Raw genomic sequence first — 18486 nt, 5'->3', positions numbered from 1 at the left:
TTTTTTATCCGATGGAAATCAGTATCAGACCTTACCGAAAAGAAGACGCACAAGCCATTGTGGAGATTCTAAATTACAACATTTTAAACTCCACGGCTTTATACGATTATCATCCGCGTACTTTGGAACAACAGGAAGCCATTTTTGAGGATAAATTGAAGAAAGGCTTTCCAATAATTGTGGCAACCGTACACCATCAAGTAGTTGGTTTTGGCTATTACAGCGAATTTCGTTTTCGTGATGCGTATCGGTTTACCGTAGAACATTCGGTTTATGTGTCCAATGATTTTCATGGGAAAGGCATCGGAAAAGTGATCATGAGTAATTTGATTGTTTTGGCCAAAAAGCAAAAACTGCACACGATGATTGCGGTGATTGACTCCGAAAACCAAAGTAGTGTTACTTTTCACGAGCAATTTGGTTTTAAAACCGTTGCGGTGATTAAAGAAACCGGATTTAAATTCGACCGCTGGCTGCATTCCCAAATCATGCAGTTGATGCTCGAATAAACCAAAAATTAAAGTTATGAAAAGACAACTCATCAGTTCAGGTTCAACCTTTGAAAGCGAAATAGGCTATTCGCGTGCAGTGGTTCAGGGCGATTGGGTTTTTGTATCGGGAACGACTGGTTTTGATTATGACACCATGAGTATTTCGGAACATATTGAAGAACAAACGGAGCAATGTTTTAAGAACATCATATCTGCATTAGCCAAAGCTGATGCTGACATCACCGATGTGGTTCGGGTGCTTTATATTGTTCCAAACGCCAATGATTTTAAGAAATGCTGGCCGATTCTCCGCAAATATTTTGGAGAAAGCAAACCTGCAGCGACAATGATTGCTGCCGGTTTAGCCGATAGCCGCATGAAAATTGAAATCGAGGTTACCGTTATGAAACAAAATAAAAAATTCTGATGAGAGAGCATCAGAATTTTGTAAAAGTCAGGGGTATTTGTCAGGCAATTTCAATGCCGTTTTGTTCTAATATGGAGAGCAGATAACTACTCTGTGTTGCGTTGTATTTCTCTACTCCGCTTTGATACCATTTCTGGATTACATCAATTTGGAAAGCGGTATAACCTTCAGAATCTATATCCATTCCCAACATTCCGGCTAACAGAAAATCTTCTAAAACCTTGTTGGTGACGATCAATTGCGGAATGCCATAGGCTACTTTTCCGTTCATCCTCTCATAATCTAACCTTCCTTGTTTGAAACCAAAATTATAGGCTTCACTTTTATTATCTGCAATTTTCATGTATGGATTGAGTCCGAGTGAATAGCCTTCTAGGTAATCTTCCCGGTATACTGGATTGAAAATATTTTTCATATAATAATCATTGTGGTAGTTGATATTGTAATTCAAAGCTAAGAACAATACTTCAGCTACAATTCAAAAATCGTTAAACGGATAAAAAACTCTTTAAACCACGAGTTGTGTTACGTTTGTCGATAGTATTTGCACAAAAACCTGACAAATTTCTTTGTCAGGTTTTAGAAAGTTTAAATAAAAGCTGATTTATTTTTCGTTAATCCAGCCTACAATAGCAGTATCTGTTGGCAATATTCTCGGTGACAATACTTTTACCAATTCGCCCTGTTCGTTGATTAGGTATTTTTGGAAGTTCCATTCCACTTCGCTGTCCTGCAATCCGTTTTTGCTTTTCTGGGTTAAGAATTGGTACACTTTATCCATATCTTCACCTTTAACCGAAATCTTGCTCATCATTGGAAACGTAACGCCGTAATTCATTTCACAAAACTTAGCGATTTGCTCATTGCTTCCCGGTTCCTGTGCGCCAAAATTGTTGGCAGGAAAACCAACGATAACAAAGTTTTTGTCTTTGTACTTTTCATAAATCGCTTCCAGGTCTTTGTACTGTGGCGTTAATCCACATTCGGAAGCGGTATTGACAATTAATATTTTCTTGCCTTTTAAGGAGGCAAAGTCAAATTCATGTCCATATAAATCTTTTACCTTAAACTGGTAAATGTTTTCTGCTTTAATCGCTGTGTCCATTGTTTTAATTTTTTCTGAAGATTTTGTAACTGATTTTGATTGCGCATTACTGTGAAAATTACAAAGTAACAATACGCCGCAACTCAGTAGGATTAATTTTCTCATCGTTATTTTTTTTATAAAATTAATCATTATTCAATAATATGATGTTATACAATTACTAAAGTTTTAGTTAATTAAAAAAAGCACAATGAATGTGAGGTCATTGTGCTTCCAACAAACATAACAGAAAAAAAATTCTGTTACAAAACAAAAAACCGAAACAAAATCATAGCTGATTTTTCCCTAAATTTACTTACGAGAATAAACGAGATTTGGATTTGTTTAAAAAATATTTTATTATGTTAGACAAACTTTCGTTATTTTTACAATAATTAAAAGATCAGGTATGACACAAGAAGAATTATTACCGTTGCTGCTGAGGAAAGAAGAAAGAGCTTTTACAATACTATATGACATGTATTCTAAAAGCCTTTTCAGCATTATCACCAATTTGATTAAAGATCGCGAAGAAGCCGAAGATGTGCTTCAGGAAGTATTTGTGAAAATTTGGAAAAACATTGAAACCTATAATCAAAGCAAAGGAAGGCTGTATACCTGGATGCTCAATATCACCCGGAATACTTCTATCGATAAGCTGCGTTCCAAAGGTTATAACAATAGCCAAAAAAACCTATCCTCTGATAATTTCGTACATCTGTTGGATGACAGTAACAAACTAACCAATAGGATTGATACTATCGGAATTTTAGATTTTGTAAAAAAACTAAAACCAAAATGTATTCAGATCATTGACCTACTGTTTTTTAAAGGCTATACCCAACAGGAAGCTTCCGAGGAATTGGAAATCCCGCTAGGTACTGTCAAGACCCAAAATCGAATGTGTATGAACGACCTGCGTAAATTTTTAAATGTATAATGGAAACTAAAGACTATATAGAATCAGGCATACTAGAACTGTATGTCTATGGTTTACTTACCGAATCGGAGAACGATGAAGTAAATGCTATGGCCAATAAGAACCCCGAAGTGAAAGCTGAAATTCTTTCGATAGAAAAAGCAATCATTAATCTTTCGAGCAGCTTCTCTCCTTTTATTTCGCATAGCCAATTTGAGAAAATTAAGGCCCAACTCGAACTGAAACACGGAAGAGTTGTCGACTTTAAGCCTCGAAACAATATGGCGACTTATATTGGATGGGCAGCTTCTATTGCCTTGCTAATCGGTATCGGCTTTCAATATTCAAAATTGAGTGAAAGCAATAAACAAATTGAAACAATCAAAGTAGAGAAAAACAAATTACAGGAAACTGTAGTTGGTTTGGAATTGAAAAACAAAGAAACTACAACAGTGTTAAATGTCGTTAGAGATGCCAATACTACCATAATCCAATTGGGCGGACAAGCCATTGATCCAACAGCTTCGGCTAAAGTATATTGGAATAAAGAACAACAAGTGGTTTATGTAGATGCCGCAGGCTTACCGGAACCACCGGAAGGCATGGTGTATCAGGTTTGGGCTTTGAAACTGGAGCCTTTAACGCCAACAAGCATTGGTTTGCTGGAAAACTTTACTGCAGAAAACTCTATGTTTAAAGTGGATAATAATGCCGGAGCTGAAGCTTTCGGAATTACCTTGGAACCAGCCGGCGGAAGCAAATCGCCAACGCTTGAGAAACTATATACTTTAGGAAAAGTATAACGATAATCACTAAAAGTAAAAAGTCCCGATATACTCGGGACTTTTTTTTATTTCTTTTTATAATATTTTCGATAACCAGGATAAGCAATCGCACCCATTAAGGACATACCGCCTAAACTCATCCAAATCCAACTCAAGGATTTTGCTTCACCGCTGGCATAAGAATGTAGCCCAACCAAGTGGAAATTCACTCCGTAATACGTAAACAGAATTGATACAAAAGCATACATCGCCATTAAGTTGAATATCCATTTGTTTCTCAAAGCAGGAACAAAACGAGCGTGAATCACAAAAGCATAAACCATAATACTGATTAAAGCCCAGGTTTCTTTTGGATCCCAACCCCAATATCTTCCCCAACTCTCATTCGCCCATTGTCCACCAAGGAAGTTACCAATGGTTAACATGACTAATCCAACGGTCAAAGCCATTTCATTGATATAAGTGATTTCCTTGATGTTGAGTTCCATTATAGCTTTGTTCTCTTTGGTAGTAAAAGCAATCAATAGCAAGGAAACAAATCCTAAAATCGCACCCAATGCAAACGGACCATAACTCGCCACGATTACCGCAACGTGAATCATCAACCAATACGAATTCAGTACCGGTTGTAAATTGGCTATTTCCGGGTCAATCCAGTTGGCATAAGCCGCGGTTAATATCATTGCTGTTACAAAGGCAGAAGAAGCTACGGTCAGTTTTGATTTTCTGTCGAAAGCTAATCCAAAAAACATCGTCGCCCAGGCTACATAAACAATGGCTTCATAAGCATTACTCCATGGCGCGTGCCCTGAAATATACCAACGGGCAATTAAACCGAGCGTATGCAAAGCAAACAATAATCCTATTAAAACATGGCAGACATTAATCGTTATTCTCAACCATTTCCGGTCTTTGAAGATTTGAATAATGACCAATAAAAACATCAATGCCGCAACGGTAATATACCAATAAGGCAGTTTTTTGAAGACGTTGTATTTGTTGTATAAAATCTCTGACTCGATTTTGTTTTCATCAGGATAAACGGCTTTCCCAAATTTTTTCTGATAAGTTTCAATGCCATTCAACATGGTATTGGCCATGGTGTAATCTTTCGATTTGGTAGCCATGGTCAATGATTCGAGATAATAAGGGAATGCACCTTTAATCGTGTCTAAAACGGTTCCGGTGGCGTGACTGATTTCCAGATTGGAAACCCATTTGTTGTTTTTGTCATTTGGTACCGGATAAATCTTTAGGATGCTGCCAAAAAGGGCACTGTTCATCAGATTGATTTTCTTATCGGTTTCTACAAAATCTTTCTCAAACTGATTGGGATTGGCTGTTTTATAAGCGGCATCTAAGTAAGGCGATAATTTATAATTGCCTTTCTCATCAAAAAACTTTTTAAACGGAATCAGCTTCATTCCTGGCTCTACTCCTATTATTTTTCGGATGCTGTCATTTCCGGCTTTTACATAAACAATCGGAAGTTCTATCCAGGCAAACGGATACTGCTTCATCGAAAGGAAAACCTGGTCGGAATTCATTCCTTCGTAAGTATCGCTGTGGCTCACTTTTCGCAACAATTCAGAAGCAAAAGTATTGATGGGCTTCATTCTACCACCGGCATCCTGAATGATTAATCGGCCAAATTGTGCCGCTTGTTTTTCGGGAACCTTATAGTATAAAATAGAATCCAGAAAGTTCATTTTGCCTTTTGGCGCTTCATGTGCATGGTCTTGGGCAAAACCACTAAATGAACCCAACAATAGCAAGATAGTCATTAGCTTGGCTTTCTTCTTTTTTACATTCTCCAGCTTTCGTTTCAAATCGGCAAAACGGGTATTTTTGACAAACAAGATGGCCATCATACAGAAAAACAACAAAAAATAACCAATATAAGTTATCGTCGTTCCCCAGAAATCATGGTTTACTGAAAGCACGGTTCCTTTTTCATCAGGATCAAATGACGCCTGAAAAAATCTAAAGCCTTTATAATCCAAGATGTTATTCATAAAGATACGGGCGTCAAAAGTCTCAGCACCATCTTTTACGGTTACTTTACTTTCAAAAGCAGAGAAACTCTTTTCCGTTCCCGGATATTTCTCGGCAATAAAATCATTCAACTGAATGTTGAACGGCAATGTATATACTTTGCTTCCATAGCTAAGAGTGAATTCCAGTTGACCCAATTTAAATGATTTTGGCTCACCTTGTTTTCCTCTGGCACCAACTAAGGTTATTTCTTCTTCTTTTCCTCCGGTCTTAACGGTTACGGTCAAAGCATCTTCACCAGTTTTAGCTTTAAAATCGCCGCTTGGTTCGAATGACTTTACCCCTTTTTTAGGCAATTCCGGAATTACAAACTGGCTTCCGCCCACGTTATACAACGAACGATACATCAAGGCCTGAACCGAATCTTTGGTTACTTTGCCCTGCATTTTATCGGCCATTCGCATAAACTGACCATCAAAAGGTGAGGTTACTGTGTTATTTTTGGTATCAATGTTAATCGCGCCTTTGGTTGGTTTGTCCAAAGCAAATAAAACGTTGTGGATATTTTGAACTTCACCGGCTTTTAGCATGTGTTCGTGACGCGTTCCATCACCGGACTCTACCAGTTTTAGATAGGTTTCTCCTTTGTCATCCGCTTTGATGGTTTCCTTGGCATCAAGCACAAAGTTTTTGTATTCTATTTCAAAAGGGATTTCGGCAAACTTCTCGTCGATGGAAAAATGATTATTGGTTACCGGTGAAAGCAGCATTGGCTTTTCAAATGTCCGGCGCATCATTTTGCCCTGGTAAATGCCATCCACATAAACGGTCAGATAACATTTGTCTGAATAAATTTGATTGGAACTGGCACCTTCCCGAATAGGCATCATGCCTTCATAGCTGATATAGCGTGTGATAAATGCTCCTACGATAATGAAGATAAAAGACAAATGCAGCAAAAGTGTCGCCCATTTTTCTTTTTTGTACAATTGGTAACGCTTGATATTTCCTAAGAAATTAATCATAAAAAACAACATAATCCCTTCAAACCACCAGGCGTTGTAAACTAAAATTCTTGCGGTATCCGTGTTGTATTTGCTTTCAATGAATGTTCCGGTTGCCATGGCTATAGCAAAACCCAGAAACAAAACAGCCATTAAACGTGTAGAGAATAAAATCGAGTATATTTTTTTTTCCATGAGTTGGAATTAATTTTTAAAAAAGTCGTACAAAAGTAGGCAAAAATGTTGATTGTAATTAGGGTTTAACAATTGATTAATTGCTCAAAATCGGGTTTTTTTTCAAGCCATCAAAAGAATTACTATTTTTATAAGTATTTTAAACACAAATCAACCTAAAGTACCATTGCGGAAGATAAATATGTTGACTTATTTTGCTTAGAAACATTTTAAAATAAATTATGATTGCTGTTTGTATCATAGAAGACATACCCGAAATACAGCACGGTTTGAAAGCCGTGATTGACAATGACGCCCGTTTCTCCCTGGTGCGATGTTTTGATAATGCAGAAGATGCCATTCGTAAGTTGCCCAAATTGCAACCCGACGTGGTCATTACCGACATTAACTTACCACAACAGAGCGGTATCGACTGTATCCATCAGGTAAAAGCCAAATGCCCGGAAATGCAATTCATTATGTTTACGATTTACGAAGATAACGATCAGGTTTTTGAAGCGCTGAAAGCGGGCGCTAATGGTTATATACTAAAGAATACAACGCCCGAAAAAATCATCGAATCCTTATTGGAGTTACACGAAGGCGGCAGCCCGATGTCGCCAAAAATTGCCCGTAAGGTACTGAGTACTTTTAACAGCAGTAAAAACTCGGTTGACACTTTAATCTCTGCACGAGAAAAAGAAGTGTTGGAATTGTTGAGCAAAGGATTTTTATACAAAGAAATTGCCGATAAACTCAATATTTCCTTTAGTACTGTCAAAAGACATTTGAATCATATTTACCAAAAGCTGCAAGTGCAAAACAAAACCGAAGCCATCAACAAAATGTATGGTCGTTAAAATGCTGCAAAAATGTTTCCTCATAGCGTTACTGTTTGGCTGTACCCTATCGGTACAAAGTCAGGCTGGCGATTACATTTTTAAAAACTACGACATCCAAGATGGTTTGTGTGATAACAATATCAATTCAATCATCGAAGACAGCAAAGGTTTTATTTGGTTAGGCACCAAAGAAGGTTTGAGTAGGTTTGACGGAGCAGAATTTCACAATTTTTACTTTACTTCCAATAGTGGTAACGCCGGAAGTTATTCAAGTTTACATAATTTAAGTAACGATAAAATACTGTTGTTGGACAACACTAAGATGGCTGTTTTAAACACCACCAAACAATCGTTACAACTCGTTCCAAAGTTTAAAAATCAAACCATAGTTGAAATCAATCAGCTCTCACCAGGAAAATTTGCGTTAAATGCTTTGGACAGCCTTATCATTGTGGATTCTCAGTTTAGGACTATTGATGTCATCAAGCCCAAAGGAAGGGTGTATAGCTTTCTTTTTATTCGAAAAATGGCTGAAAACAAGTATTTGGTTGGGAATTGTTTTGATTACTATCAATATGATTTGGCTTCTAAAAAGCTTACTCCGTTCCCTCTGAACGTGCGCCAATACATGAAAGGAAATTTTGGGCAATTTGAATTAAAATTCATTGATATAGGAGCTCAAAAAATCTATATCGGTGATTACTTTTCCGGGCTTTATATTTTTGACTACAAAGGACAATTGCTTCAACATCTTCAAGTAAAACCCAACGAACTAACGTCCTCAAATTTTATCACCTATCTCAAAGACAAGGAAAACAATATTTGGATTGGCACACATAGAGGCATAAACCTTCTCAAATCGGACAAAGTATCGGCTATTTTGCACCGCGACGAAAACGATTTGTCCGTAAAAAGTAATATCATATCTTCCTTTTTACTTGACAAGAACAACAACTTGTGGATTGGTACCAATCAAGGATTGAGTGTTTACAAAAGCAAACTGAATCAAAAAATAAAAAGTATTGCGATTCCAACAAGTGAAGAATCACCGATAAATACCTTGACTACAACCAATGACTATATTTATGCCGGTAGTTATTTGGGAAAGTTGTACCGATTCAATCAAGATTCCAAGCAAATTGAAAGTCTTAAAAATACGACGGCAATTTGGGGCATATATACCTACAACAACACTATTTATCTTTCGGGCGCTCATACCGAAACCAAAATTGAAGCATTCAACACTGTAAAAAATCAATTTTATTATCCGTTCCAATTAAAAACAGTTTTTCCTTCTTCGGATATTATTACCATGGTATTCAAACACTCTAATGGAGATTTTTGGTTTAGTGGCAATGCCGGTGGTGGTTTAGCCAAAAGAGATGCCAAGACCGGAAAGATAGTTACGTATTACAAAGACCAAAACGGAGAACCGATGTTTTCTTCTTCTTATTATTCAAATGTTTGTGAAGATGCCGATCACAACTTATGGTTTGGAATGAATCGCTCCTCAAAACTTTTACAGTTTAATTACGCAACACAACGTTTTAAAGAATTCAATTTCAATGATTTTAAAGCAACTAAAGATCATTTTTTTGGTGGCATCACAGGTATAAAAATAGATAAGAAGAATTGGATGTGGATTGCTTTTGAAGGTGGCGGATTGATTAAATTCAACCCCAGAAGTCAAGAAGTAATCAGCTATAATTTGGACAATGGTTTAACTAGCAATTACATCACTGAAATTGAGTTTGACAAACGCGAACGACTTTGGCTGCTTTCCAATAAAGGCGTGGGTTGTTTGGATACCAAAACCAACACCTTCTACCCTATGGACATTTGGGATGGATTTACGGATGTTTCGTCGAATTACATAGCCCTTAAAATGGATTTGCAACGCAATACCATGTGGATTGGGGCTATGAGTAAGCTGTATTACTTTAATCCAGATGAGGTTTTACAGAACAAAAAAGTATCTACTAAAATTTATTTAGAATTCCTGAAAGTAAACCAATCCGCTGTGGATATTAGCCAGCATCATTTTGAATTCAAGCCCAACCAAAACAGCATGGAATTCCGATTGGTAGCAGTAGATATCGAAACTGGTAAAAATTTGGAATACAGTTATCAATTACAAGGGTTGAGCAAACAATGGATTGATTTGGCCAACAATAGAACGGTCTCCTTTCAAAAACTCAAAGCCGGTACTTATACATTTAATGCTCGCGTGAGAACCAAGGGCAGCCAGCAATGGATTTATTTACCACAACCTTATACGTTCAGCATTGCCAATTATTTTTATGAAACCTGGTGGTTTATGGTGCTGATGTTGGCGGCATTTGCTTTTTTAGTTTGGTTGTTGTTTTGGTACAATTTTAAAAAGAAACTCGAAAAACAAAAGGCAGTTGACGAAGAGCGAAACCGCATCGCAGCGGATATGCATGATGATTTAGGCAGTGGCTTAACCAAAATTACCTATTTGAGTCAGATGGCTTTGCAGAAAGAAACCAATAATGATTTTATAAACTCAATCAAAAGCACCTCTACCCAATTGGTTGAAAGCATGAGCGAGATCATTTGGGCGATGAAAGAGGAAAACAACACTTGGGAAGAGCTACTTTCTTATATCAAAATTTACGCCCAAGAGTATTGTCAAAATAATAATTTGAATGTGGCTTTTAGTTTCCCTGAAGAAGATATGAACTTTAAAGTTTTGGGAGAAAACAGAAGGCATATATTCCTGTCAATCAAAGAATGTTTGCACAATATTGTTAAGCACGCTGCTGCGCAAAACGTTCTCATCCAAATTGAAAAAAACAGTACCATTAACGTCTGTATCAAAGACGACGGTATAGGCATGAGCCATTCTGAAAAAAGAATTAGCGGGAACGGGTTGAAAAATATCGCGAAGCGAATGGAAAAAATAAAGGCCCAATTGACCATTTTAACCGAGAAAGGCACCACTATCATATTCAAAATTCCATATTAAAAATCAACCGAAAGGTTGATTGAAGCGATTGATGGAATATCATAACTTCGTTGGGTACACATTACTTTACGACGGTAGTTATGAAAAAACTTTACTTTCTTATTCTATATCTTGTTTGCCTCAACATAGTCTATTCCCAAGTGGGTATCAATACCGAAACACCTAATGCCACATTAGATATAAATTGCTACAGTCCCTATTCCCCGTCAACTAATGATGGGTTACTCATTCCACGAGTAAATGTCTTTTCTTCGCTTAACCCGTCTGCTGCACAAGATGGAATGTTGGTTTATTTGGCTACAAATTATGGCAGCTATGAACCCGGTTTCTATTATTGGGAGTCCTCAAGTACTTCCTGGAAAAGGGTTGGTGGTGACAAAGGCTGGAGTCTTTCAGGAAATACCGGTACCAATCCTTTAAATAATTTTATTGGCACACGAGATAATGTGGATGTGATTTTTAAAAGAAACTTTTCTACTTCCGGTATAATTGGAGAAACCAATACCTCATTTGGACAAAATTCTTTGCAATCTTCCGGCACGGGAATTGAAAATAGCGCTTTTGGTGTCGGAGCTTTGTATAGCAACAATTCAGGCACAAGCAATACGGCTTTGGGATATCATGCATTAATTCAAAACTATTCAGGGAATTCCAACGTTGGTGTTGGTAAATTTGCTTTGAATTCTAATTTCTACGGAAACGAAAATAATGCAGTAGGGAATTATTCTCTTTCCACTAACTATTTTGGTAATTACAACACTGCTTTGGGCTTCAATGCTATTAAAAACAATAATTTAGGCGATGGCAATGTAGGTATTGGAAACGAATCTTTATTTAATAACGATGGAGACTATAATACCGCTTTAGGGTATCGTTCCCTGTATACAAATTATTACGGTACTTACAATACAACCGTTGGGGCCTTCTCCAATACAGGCGGTCAAGGGTATACTAATGCTACTGCTATCGGAGCCTATGCTTCAGTAAACGCTGATGACAGTATGGTATTAGGCAGTATTTCCGGAGTTAATGGTGCCACTTCCTCTGTGAATGTTGGAATAGGAACTACAACCCCACTCGACAAATTGCATGTGGTAGGCAATATCCGTATGGTTGACGGCAATCAGGGTAATGGAAAAGTCCTTACTTCTGATGCCAGTGGCAAAGCCACTTGGCAAAACCCAGCGGTACCTTCGGCGTGGGGTTTATTAGGAAATTCAGGCACCAACGCGAACACTAATTTTATAGGAACAACCGATAACATTGATTTCACTATCAAGAGAAATAATATACTTTCGGGTAAAATTGCCCTTTACAACACCGTTTTCGGATATAACAGTTTTAACAATAGCGGCACGGGTTTACAAAACGCCGTTTTTGGAAATAATTCTTTATCGGCAATTACTTCCGGAAATTACATAACAGCCCTTGGTAGTAATGTTCTAACCGCAAACACATCAGGTTCGTCCAATACCGGTGCAGGATTTGGAGCTTTAAATCAAAATACAGTAGGCGCTAATAATACCGGAATTGGTCTAAGTTCTTTAGGATCGAATGTGAATGGAATCGACAATACAGCTTTGGGGTCAGAGTCGTTATTCAATAATCTAAGTGGCTCATATAATACTTCCGTTGGGAAAGAAAGTCTTAAAAACAACTTGTCGGGCTCTTTCAACACCGGTGTTGGTTATCAGTCGTTATTTAACTCTACCGGAGAATTCAATAGTGGATTAGGTATGGCTTCTCTTCGGGAAAATACAACAGGAAACAGAAATACAGCCGTCGGCGCCCAATCTTTAAACATGAATACCATCGGCAGTCATAATACCATCATTGGTTTCAATGCCGGTTATTTCAATAGCACAGGCAATGGCAATACAGCACTCGGAAGTCAAACGCTTAGTAGCAACACTGTCGGTTTAAATAATGTGGCTGTTGGTCGCTATACCCTAAATTTAACCACCGGTTCAGGCAATACCGGATTAGGTGCCTATTCATTGAGCAGCTTAACGGTTGGCAACAGCAATACAGCGATTGGAGGCGATGCAATGAGCAATCTAACAACTGGCTATAACAATATTGCCATTGGTTCAGCTGCGCAGGTTCCTTTGAATACAGGCAGTGACCAATTGTCAATAGCTAATGTTATTTACGGTAAAGATATGAGCAACATTGCTTTGGGTAAAATTGGTATAGGTGAAACTACGCCAAGCGCCAAACTTCAAATTTCACCCTCAAATGCAAATGCTCCTGACATTACAGACGGTATGATTATTCCAAGAGTAAATGCCTTACCAATCAGTAATCCAACGGCTGCACAAAACGGAATGATGCTGTATTTAACAACAACTTCAGGATTGTTTTCTCCGGGATTTTATTATTGGGACAATGGCTCCACAACATGGAAAACATTGGGTGGTTCAGGTTGGAGTTTATCGGGCAATGCAGGTACAAATCCAACCACCAATTTTATTGGCACCACAGACAACAACAATGTCATTTTTAAACGGAACAATATCTTTTCAGGACAAATAGGATATAACAATACTTCCTTTGGATTAAATTCTTTTGCTGAAAACTATGGTTGGGGCAATACTGCAATTGGCTATAATACGTTGCAATACAGTTATAATGGAGAGTACAATACTGCTCTTGGTGCTGCTGCATTACAAAGTAATTCTTATGGAGATAACAATACAGGAATAGGCTTCAATTCCTTATCATCGAATACCGAAGGTAGCCAAAACACTGCCGTTGGAAAAGAGTCATTATTTAGTAACACATTCGGATCCAATAACACGGCTATTGGATATCAGTCATTATTTAGTAATTCTTTAGGTCATTATAATTCGGCAATAGGTATCAATGCTCTTCGAGATTGTTATGATGGTTATGGGAATACAGCTAATGGTCATAATGCTGCTTCAAGTATTGTCAACGGCAGTTACAACACAGCTGTAGGGTATCAAACTTTGCCAGGAAATTTCTCTGGCAATTACAATACTGCATTCGGGTATTATGCTTCAGTTTCGGATAATATCAATAATGCTTCGGCAATTGGAGCTTTTTCGTTTGCTCAAAACAACAACACACTGATATTGGGTAGTATCGCGGGAGTTAATACCGCCAGTAGTACAGTAAAAGTTGGAATAGGAACATACGATCCTCAAGAACGTTTGCATGTAGTGGGAACCATTCGTTCTAGTGTATTGGCCGCAGGACCTTCATTTTCCTATGCTTTGATAGGAGATGAAAATGGAAATATTTTACCAATAAGTGGAGGACTAAGCGGACAAGTTCTGACCATGTCTACTTATGGCCCGCAATGGCAAAACCCTGCTTCTCCTCCTACTACATGGTGGAGTCTAACAGGGAATTCAGGAACTATACCCGGAACGCATTTTATTGGCACTGCCGATAATGCTGACGTTGTTTTTAAAAGATCAAACACTACAGCCGGCAGAATAAGCCCTACCAATATAGCTTTCGGAATAAATGCCAACATTTCAAATACAACGGGGACTTATAATTCAGCATTTGGCTACAATGCGATGTATTCAAATCAAAACGGGTTTAACAATATAGCTGTTGGATACAATAGCCTGTACAGCAATGTTTCGGGATGGGAAAATACTGCCGTGGGTTATTATGCTTTAAATAATACCACCGGAAGTTACAATACCGCTGTCGGTAAAGGCGCTTTAACCAATGTAACGACAGGCAGTAATAACCTTGGCCTAGGAGACACGGCTCAAGTGCCAAGTGCCACGGGAAATAACCAAATTCGTTTAGGTAATATTTTTATTGGCTATTTGGGTTGTCAGGTTGGGCTTTCAATCACTTCAGACAGCCGATGGAAAGACAACATCTTACCTTCTGATTTGGGATTGGATTTTATAAAAAAACTAAAACCGGTTTCTTATTTTCGCAAGAATGATGAGTTCAAAAGATTAGAATACGGCTTTATTGCTCAGGAAATAGAAGAGACTTTGACTTCTTTCGGCATAGCTAATTCCGGAATTTTAACCAAAGACGATGAAGGCTTTTATAGCCTTCGTTACAATGATTTCATTGCACCAATGACCAAAGCCATTCAGGAACAACAAAAAATCATAGAGTCACAGGAAGCCAAAATCCAATCCCTGGAAGAGCGGCTAAAAGTTTTAGAAGAAAAAATAAACAAATAGTTCTGCTATTTTGCATTAGGATAACATTTGCTTGTTTCCCTCATTTTTTACTACTTTTACGGAATGATATCAGTCAGTATAATTGGTTCCGGAAATGTGGCACATCACTTGATTGCAGCTTTTACAGAAGCTCCTGAAATTGAGTTAATTCAAGTGCTGACCCGTCAAAAAAGTAGTGTTGCTCACCTACTCGATGCCAATAAAATCATTTCGGATTACGACCTACTCCAACCGGCAGATTTAATCATCATAGCGGTTTCCGATGATGCTATTGAAAATGTTTCGAATCAAATTCCTCTAAAGAATCAATTGGTTGCCCATACTTCGGGAAGTGTCAACATGGCGGCTTTAAGTGATACCAATCGCAAAGGTGTTTTTTATCCGTTGCAAACATTCTCTAAATCGAAAGCAATCGATTTTAAAATCATTCCGATTTGCCTGGAAGCTCAAAATGTAGACGATTACAAAACGCTTGAAACCGTTGCAGAATCAATCTCTGAAGTAATTTACCCGGTCAATTCGGAACAGAGAAAGGCGTTGCACATTGCAGCCGTTTTTGTGTCTAATTTTGTCAATCATTTGTACCAAATAGGGAACCAAATTTGTACCGAAAACCAGTTGTCTTTCGACATCTTAAAACCGCTGATTCAGGAAACTGCCAATAAAATTTTGACACTTTCACCCAACGAGGCGCAAACCGGTCCGGCACAAAGAAAAGACACACAAACCATCAATGCACATCTGGCATTTTTAACCGATGATAACCAAAAAGAAATCTATAAATTGCTAACAAAATCTATTATTGATAATGGGAAAAAGTTATAAAGAAGTCATGAATGATATTACTACATTTATTTTTGATGTAGACGGCGTTTTGACTGATAGTTCGGTTCACGTAACACCAACAGGCGAAATGCTTCGTATTATGAATATCAGGGATGGTTTTGCGATGAAAGCAGCAGTAGAAAGCGGTTATCATGTCTGTATTATTTCGGGTGGCAGCAATGAAGGTGTTCGAATCAGACTAAGAAATTTAGGCATTACCGATATTCATTTGGCTTCGCCGGATAAAGTGGCCACTTTTAAAGAATATATTGAATTGTACAATATCAAACCCGAACAAGTTTTGTATATGGGTGATGATATTCCCGATTTTCATGTAATGCAATTGTCGGGTTTGCCTACCTGTCCGCAAGATGCAGTGGCCGAAATCAAAGCCATTTCCAAATACATCTCCCATAAAAACGGTGGCCGTGGTGCCGTTCGTGAAGTAATTGAACAAGTGATGAAAGTACAAGGAAAATGGCATATGTACTACAACGGAAAACACGATTGATTTTACAGATAACCAACCCGAGGCGTAGCCGAATTGTATGGAGCGCAGCGGAAAAAATTAACAAATAACCGAATCAACTAAAGAAATGAACTTTTTAAAATTAATACGCTACCAAAATTTATTATTACTCGCTTTTATGCAGTTGGTCTTTAGATATGGTTTCTTAAAACATGAAGCTATTTATTTGTTTCTGAGTGATTTTCAATATGTATTGCTGGTTTTAGCTACCGTAATGATTGCCGCAGCCGGTTATATCATCAACGATATTATGGATCAGGAAACTGACAACGATAACAAACCCAATAATGTTGTGATTGGCAAACGCATCTCTGAAGCCATGGGCTATAATATTTATTTTGCGCTGAATGTAACCGGAGTTGGAATTGGTTTTTATTTATCAAACACCATTCAGAAGCCAACATTTGCCGGGATTTTCATCATCATTGTGACTTTGTTGTATTTATACGCCACAACATTTAAGAGAATGTTGCTGGTTGGAAATCTTATAGTTGCCTTTCTTTTAGGAATCAGTATTTTAATCATAGGCCTTTACGATTTATCGCCACTTACTTTTGAAAGCAACCGAAAAGAAATGGGTGTTTATTTCTCCTTGCTTTTGGACTATGCCCTATTTGCTTTTATCATTAATTTTATCAGGGAAATTGTTAAAGATATGGAAGATGTTAATGGTGATTACAATCAAGGAATGAATACTTTACCAATCGTTCTCGGTGTGAGCCGAACGGCTAAGGTTGTCTTTGGATTAGCTATTATGGCTACCTTAATTTTGCTTTTGTACATCAATACTTATTTGATGAACAATCAGCTTTATTATGCGGTGATTTACGGACTTATATTTGTCGTAGGCCCAATGATTTTCTTTTTGGTTAAAATTTGGAACGCCAAAAGCAAAAAGGATTTCCATATGTTAAGCACCGTGTTAAAGTGGGTGATTTTCTTCGGAATATTGTCTATTTTAGTCATCAATCTGAATGTTAAAAATAATGCTTAATTCCCTTAATAAAAACTACAAAATAATTCTGGCTTCGGGTTCTCCACGAAGACAACAGTTTTTGAAAGACCTGGATTTAGACTTTGAAATCAGGCTTAAAGATATTGCAGAGATTTATCCTGAAGACCTTCAGGGTGTTGAAATCACCAATTTTTTAGCCATTTTGAAAGCCAATGCTTTTGAAGGTGAAATTGCTGAAAATGAAATTTTAATCACCAGCGATACCATAGTTTGGTTTGAGAATAAAGCCTTAGGAAAACCCAAAGATTATAATGATGCCTTTCAGATGCTGAAATCAATGTCGGGCAAAACGCATGAAGTGATTACTTCCGTTTGTTTTAAAACCACTGCTAAGACCGAAACCATTTTTGAAGCAACTAAAGTGGCTTTCAACAAAATTTCGGATGATGATATCCGTTATTATCTGGATAATTATAAACCATTTGACAAAGCTGGTGCTTATGGCATTCAGGAATGGATTGGATTGGTTGCCATTGCCAGAATTGATGGCTCCTATACTAATGTGGTTGGCATGCCAACCGATAAAGTGTATGCTTATCTAACTAATTTATAAGAACATGACTTTTTTTGATACCTATGTTAAAGAAGCGATTGCTACCGGACTGGTAGTCCTTGTGGTATTTTTTCTTAGAATCATTGTTACCAAAGCAGTAAAGAGATATTCAAGATCACACACCGGACTTGAAAAGAGAACCAATCTGGTAATCAAATACATTCATTTACTGATTAGTATTTTGGCCGTTATTTCCCTGATTGTCATTTGGGGTGTACAAAAGAAAGATATCTTGATAACGCTTTCTTCCATTGCAACTGTGGTTGGTGTGGCGATGTTTGCCCAATGGTCAATTCTGAGTAACATTACTTCGGGTATCATTTTATTCTTCTCATTTCCTTTTAAAATTGGGGATGTCATTAAAGTACACGACAAAGATTTCCAGGTTGAAGGTGAAATAATCGACATCAACGCCTTTCATACAGACTTAATTAATAAAGATGGGGAAAGAATTGTTTATCCCAACAATCTCTTGCTTCAAAAGGGAATTTCCATCGTAAAACCTAAGTTTGAGGATAAAGAATTCACGGATTAACAAGAAATTCTGTAAATTTTAACAAAAATCATATAACAAGCTTTGTACTTTATGGCACTAATTTTGGGATGTTACTTACCAAGTAATATATGTGTAATTAATATTTACCCTTTATGCCAAAATCTAAACTTA

The 18486-nt window shown here is 37.4% G+C and carries 15 protein-coding genes; 12 read left to right on the top strand and 3 right to left on the bottom strand.

The genetic code is table 11. From position 1 onward, the window contains the following. The first annotated feature begins 11 nt into the window (after positions 1-11). Together P1K33_RS06735 and P1K33_RS06730 are read left to right on the top strand one after the other, a co-directional pair. On the top strand, positions 12-509 hold the full coding sequence (locus tag P1K33_RS06735; RefSeq protein ID WP_284652150.1) for a GNAT family N-acetyltransferase: 498 nt from the start codon (positions 12-14) through the stop codon (positions 507-509). A 16-nt stretch (positions 510-525) separates the two neighbouring features. Then, positions 526-918: a RidA family protein gene (locus P1K33_RS06730; RefSeq protein WP_284652149.1), complete on the top strand. Its 393-nt coding sequence runs from the start codon at positions 526-528 to the stop codon at positions 916-918. 40 nt (positions 919-958) lie between these two features. Here the strand turns inward: P1K33_RS06730 and P1K33_RS06725 are convergent, their stop codons facing one another. Continuing rightward, positions 959-1333: a hypothetical protein gene (locus P1K33_RS06725; protein ID WP_284652148.1), complete on the bottom strand. Its 375-nt coding sequence runs from the start codon at positions 1331-1333 to the stop codon at positions 959-961. 189 nt (positions 1334-1522) lie between these two features. Then, positions 1523-2023, bottom strand: a complete 501-nt coding sequence (locus P1K33_RS06720; RefSeq protein WP_372508210.1) for a glutathione peroxidase — start codon at positions 2021-2023, stop codon at positions 1523-1525. Positions 2024-2411: 388 nt separating this feature from the next. On the opposite strand from P1K33_RS06720, the gene P1K33_RS06715 reads away from it, so the two are divergent. Beyond that, positions 2412-2942: an RNA polymerase sigma factor gene (locus tag P1K33_RS06715; RefSeq protein ID WP_284652146.1), complete on the top strand. Its 531-nt coding sequence runs from the start codon at positions 2412-2414 to the stop codon at positions 2940-2942. Then, complete coding sequence (locus P1K33_RS06710; RefSeq protein ID WP_284652145.1) at positions 2942-3724, top strand: anti-sigma factor; 783 nt, start codon at positions 2942-2944, stop codon at positions 3722-3724. The genes P1K33_RS06715 and P1K33_RS06710 overlap by 1 nt, the downstream gene beginning before the upstream one ends. Positions 3725-3771: 47 nt before the next feature. Here P1K33_RS06710 and P1K33_RS06705 read toward each other — a convergent pair whose 3' ends face one another. Further along, positions 3772-6900 carry a cytochrome c biogenesis protein CcsA gene (locus P1K33_RS06705; protein ID WP_284652144.1) on the bottom strand — a complete coding sequence of 1043 codons (3129 nt, stop codon included), beginning with the start codon at positions 6898-6900 and terminating at the stop codon, positions 3772-3774. A gap of 221 nt (positions 6901-7121) precedes the next feature. Between P1K33_RS06705 and P1K33_RS06700 the strand changes: the two genes are divergently transcribed. The 8 genes from P1K33_RS06700 (at position 7122) to P1K33_RS06665 (ending at position 18354) form a co-directional block, all read left to right on the top strand. Next, positions 7122-7739: a response regulator gene (locus P1K33_RS06700; RefSeq protein WP_284652143.1), complete on the top strand. Its 618-nt coding sequence runs from the start codon at positions 7122-7124 to the stop codon at positions 7737-7739. A 1-nt stretch (position 7740) separates the two neighbouring features. Beyond that, positions 7741-10710, top strand: a complete 2970-nt coding sequence (locus P1K33_RS06695) for a ligand-binding sensor domain-containing protein (RefSeq protein ID WP_284652142.1) — start codon at positions 7741-7743, stop codon at positions 10708-10710. A gap of 80 nt (positions 10711-10790) precedes the next feature. Next, a complete protein-coding gene (locus tag P1K33_RS06690) occupies positions 10791-14897 on the top strand; it encodes a phage tail-like protein (RefSeq protein ID WP_284652141.1) in 4107 nt (1368 codons plus the stop codon). 63 nt (positions 14898-14960) lie between these two features. Further along, positions 14961-15722, top strand: a complete 762-nt coding sequence (locus tag P1K33_RS06685) for a Rossmann-like and DUF2520 domain-containing protein (protein WP_284652140.1) — start codon at positions 14961-14963, stop codon at positions 15720-15722. Next, positions 15706-16233 carry a KdsC family phosphatase gene (locus tag P1K33_RS06680; protein WP_284652139.1) on the top strand — a complete coding sequence of 176 codons (528 nt, stop codon included), beginning with the start codon at positions 15706-15708 and terminating at the stop codon, positions 16231-16233. Before P1K33_RS06685 ends, P1K33_RS06680 begins: the two co-directional genes overlap by 17 nt. 85 nt (positions 16234-16318) lie before the next feature. Beyond that, complete coding sequence (locus tag P1K33_RS06675; protein ID WP_284652138.1) at positions 16319-17245, top strand: geranylgeranylglycerol-phosphate geranylgeranyltransferase; 927 nt, start codon at positions 16319-16321, stop codon at positions 17243-17245. Continuing rightward, a complete protein-coding gene (locus tag P1K33_RS06670) occupies positions 17238-17819 on the top strand; it encodes a Maf-like protein (RefSeq protein ID WP_284652137.1) in 582 nt (193 codons plus the stop codon). The genes P1K33_RS06675 and P1K33_RS06670 overlap by 8 nt, the downstream gene beginning before the upstream one ends. 4 nt (positions 17820-17823) lie before the next feature. Beyond that, complete coding sequence (locus P1K33_RS06665) at positions 17824-18354, top strand: mechanosensitive ion channel family protein (RefSeq protein WP_284652136.1); 531 nt, start codon at positions 17824-17826, stop codon at positions 18352-18354. Positions 18355-18486 lie beyond the last annotated feature (132 nt).

It is taken from the genome of Flavobacterium terrisoli (assembly GCF_030167905.1).
Taxonomy (GTDB): domain Bacteria; phylum Bacteroidota; class Bacteroidia; order Flavobacteriales; family Flavobacteriaceae; genus Flavobacterium; species Flavobacterium terrisoli.
Note: the sequence above shows the minus strand (reverse complement) of the source record. Positions and strands in the feature narration are given on the sequence as shown.

Excerpts from the sequence above, each read along its gene's own strand:
- P1K33_RS06725 (WP_284652148.1), bottom strand. The coding sequence starts at position 1,333 with ATGAAAAATATTTTCAATCCAGTATACCGGGAAGATTACCTAGAAGGC.
- P1K33_RS06735 (WP_284652150.1), top strand. The coding sequence starts at position 12 with ATGGAAATCAGTATCAGACCTTACCGAAAAGAAGACGCACAAGCCATT.
- P1K33_RS06695 (WP_284652142.1), top strand. The coding sequence starts at position 7,741 with ATGCTGCAAAAATGTTTCCTCATAGCGTTACTGTTTGGCTGTACCCTA.
- P1K33_RS06690 (WP_284652141.1), top strand. The coding sequence starts at position 10,791 with ATGAAAAAACTTTACTTTCTTATTCTATATCTTGTTTGCCTCAACATA.
- P1K33_RS06680 (WP_284652139.1), top strand. The coding sequence starts at position 15,706 with ATGGGAAAAAGTTATAAAGAAGTCATGAATGATATTACTACATTTATT.
- P1K33_RS06700 (WP_284652143.1), top strand. The coding sequence starts at position 7,122 with ATGATTGCTGTTTGTATCATAGAAGACATACCCGAAATACAGCACGGT.
- P1K33_RS06720 (WP_372508210.1), bottom strand. The coding sequence starts at position 2,023 with ATGGACACAGCGATTAAAGCAGAAAACATTTACCAGTTTAAGGTAAAA.
- P1K33_RS06715 (WP_284652146.1), top strand. The coding sequence starts at position 2,412 with ATGACACAAGAAGAATTATTACCGTTGCTGCTGAGGAAAGAAGAAAGA.
- P1K33_RS06670 (WP_284652137.1), top strand. The coding sequence starts at position 17,238 with ATGCTTAATTCCCTTAATAAAAACTACAAAATAATTCTGGCTTCGGGT.
- P1K33_RS06685 (WP_284652140.1), top strand. The coding sequence starts at position 14,961 with ATGATATCAGTCAGTATAATTGGTTCCGGAAATGTGGCACATCACTTG.
- P1K33_RS06730 (WP_284652149.1), top strand. The coding sequence starts at position 526 with ATGAAAAGACAACTCATCAGTTCAGGTTCAACCTTTGAAAGCGAAATA.
- P1K33_RS06710 (WP_284652145.1), top strand. The coding sequence starts at position 2,942 with ATGGAAACTAAAGACTATATAGAATCAGGCATACTAGAACTGTATGTC.
- P1K33_RS06705 (WP_284652144.1), bottom strand. The coding sequence starts at position 6,900 with ATGGAAAAAAAAATATACTCGATTTTATTCTCTACACGTTTAATGGCT.
- P1K33_RS06665 (WP_284652136.1), top strand. The coding sequence starts at position 17,824 with ATGACTTTTTTTGATACCTATGTTAAAGAAGCGATTGCTACCGGACTG.
- P1K33_RS06675 (WP_284652138.1), top strand. The coding sequence starts at position 16,319 with ATGAACTTTTTAAAATTAATACGCTACCAAAATTTATTATTACTCGCT.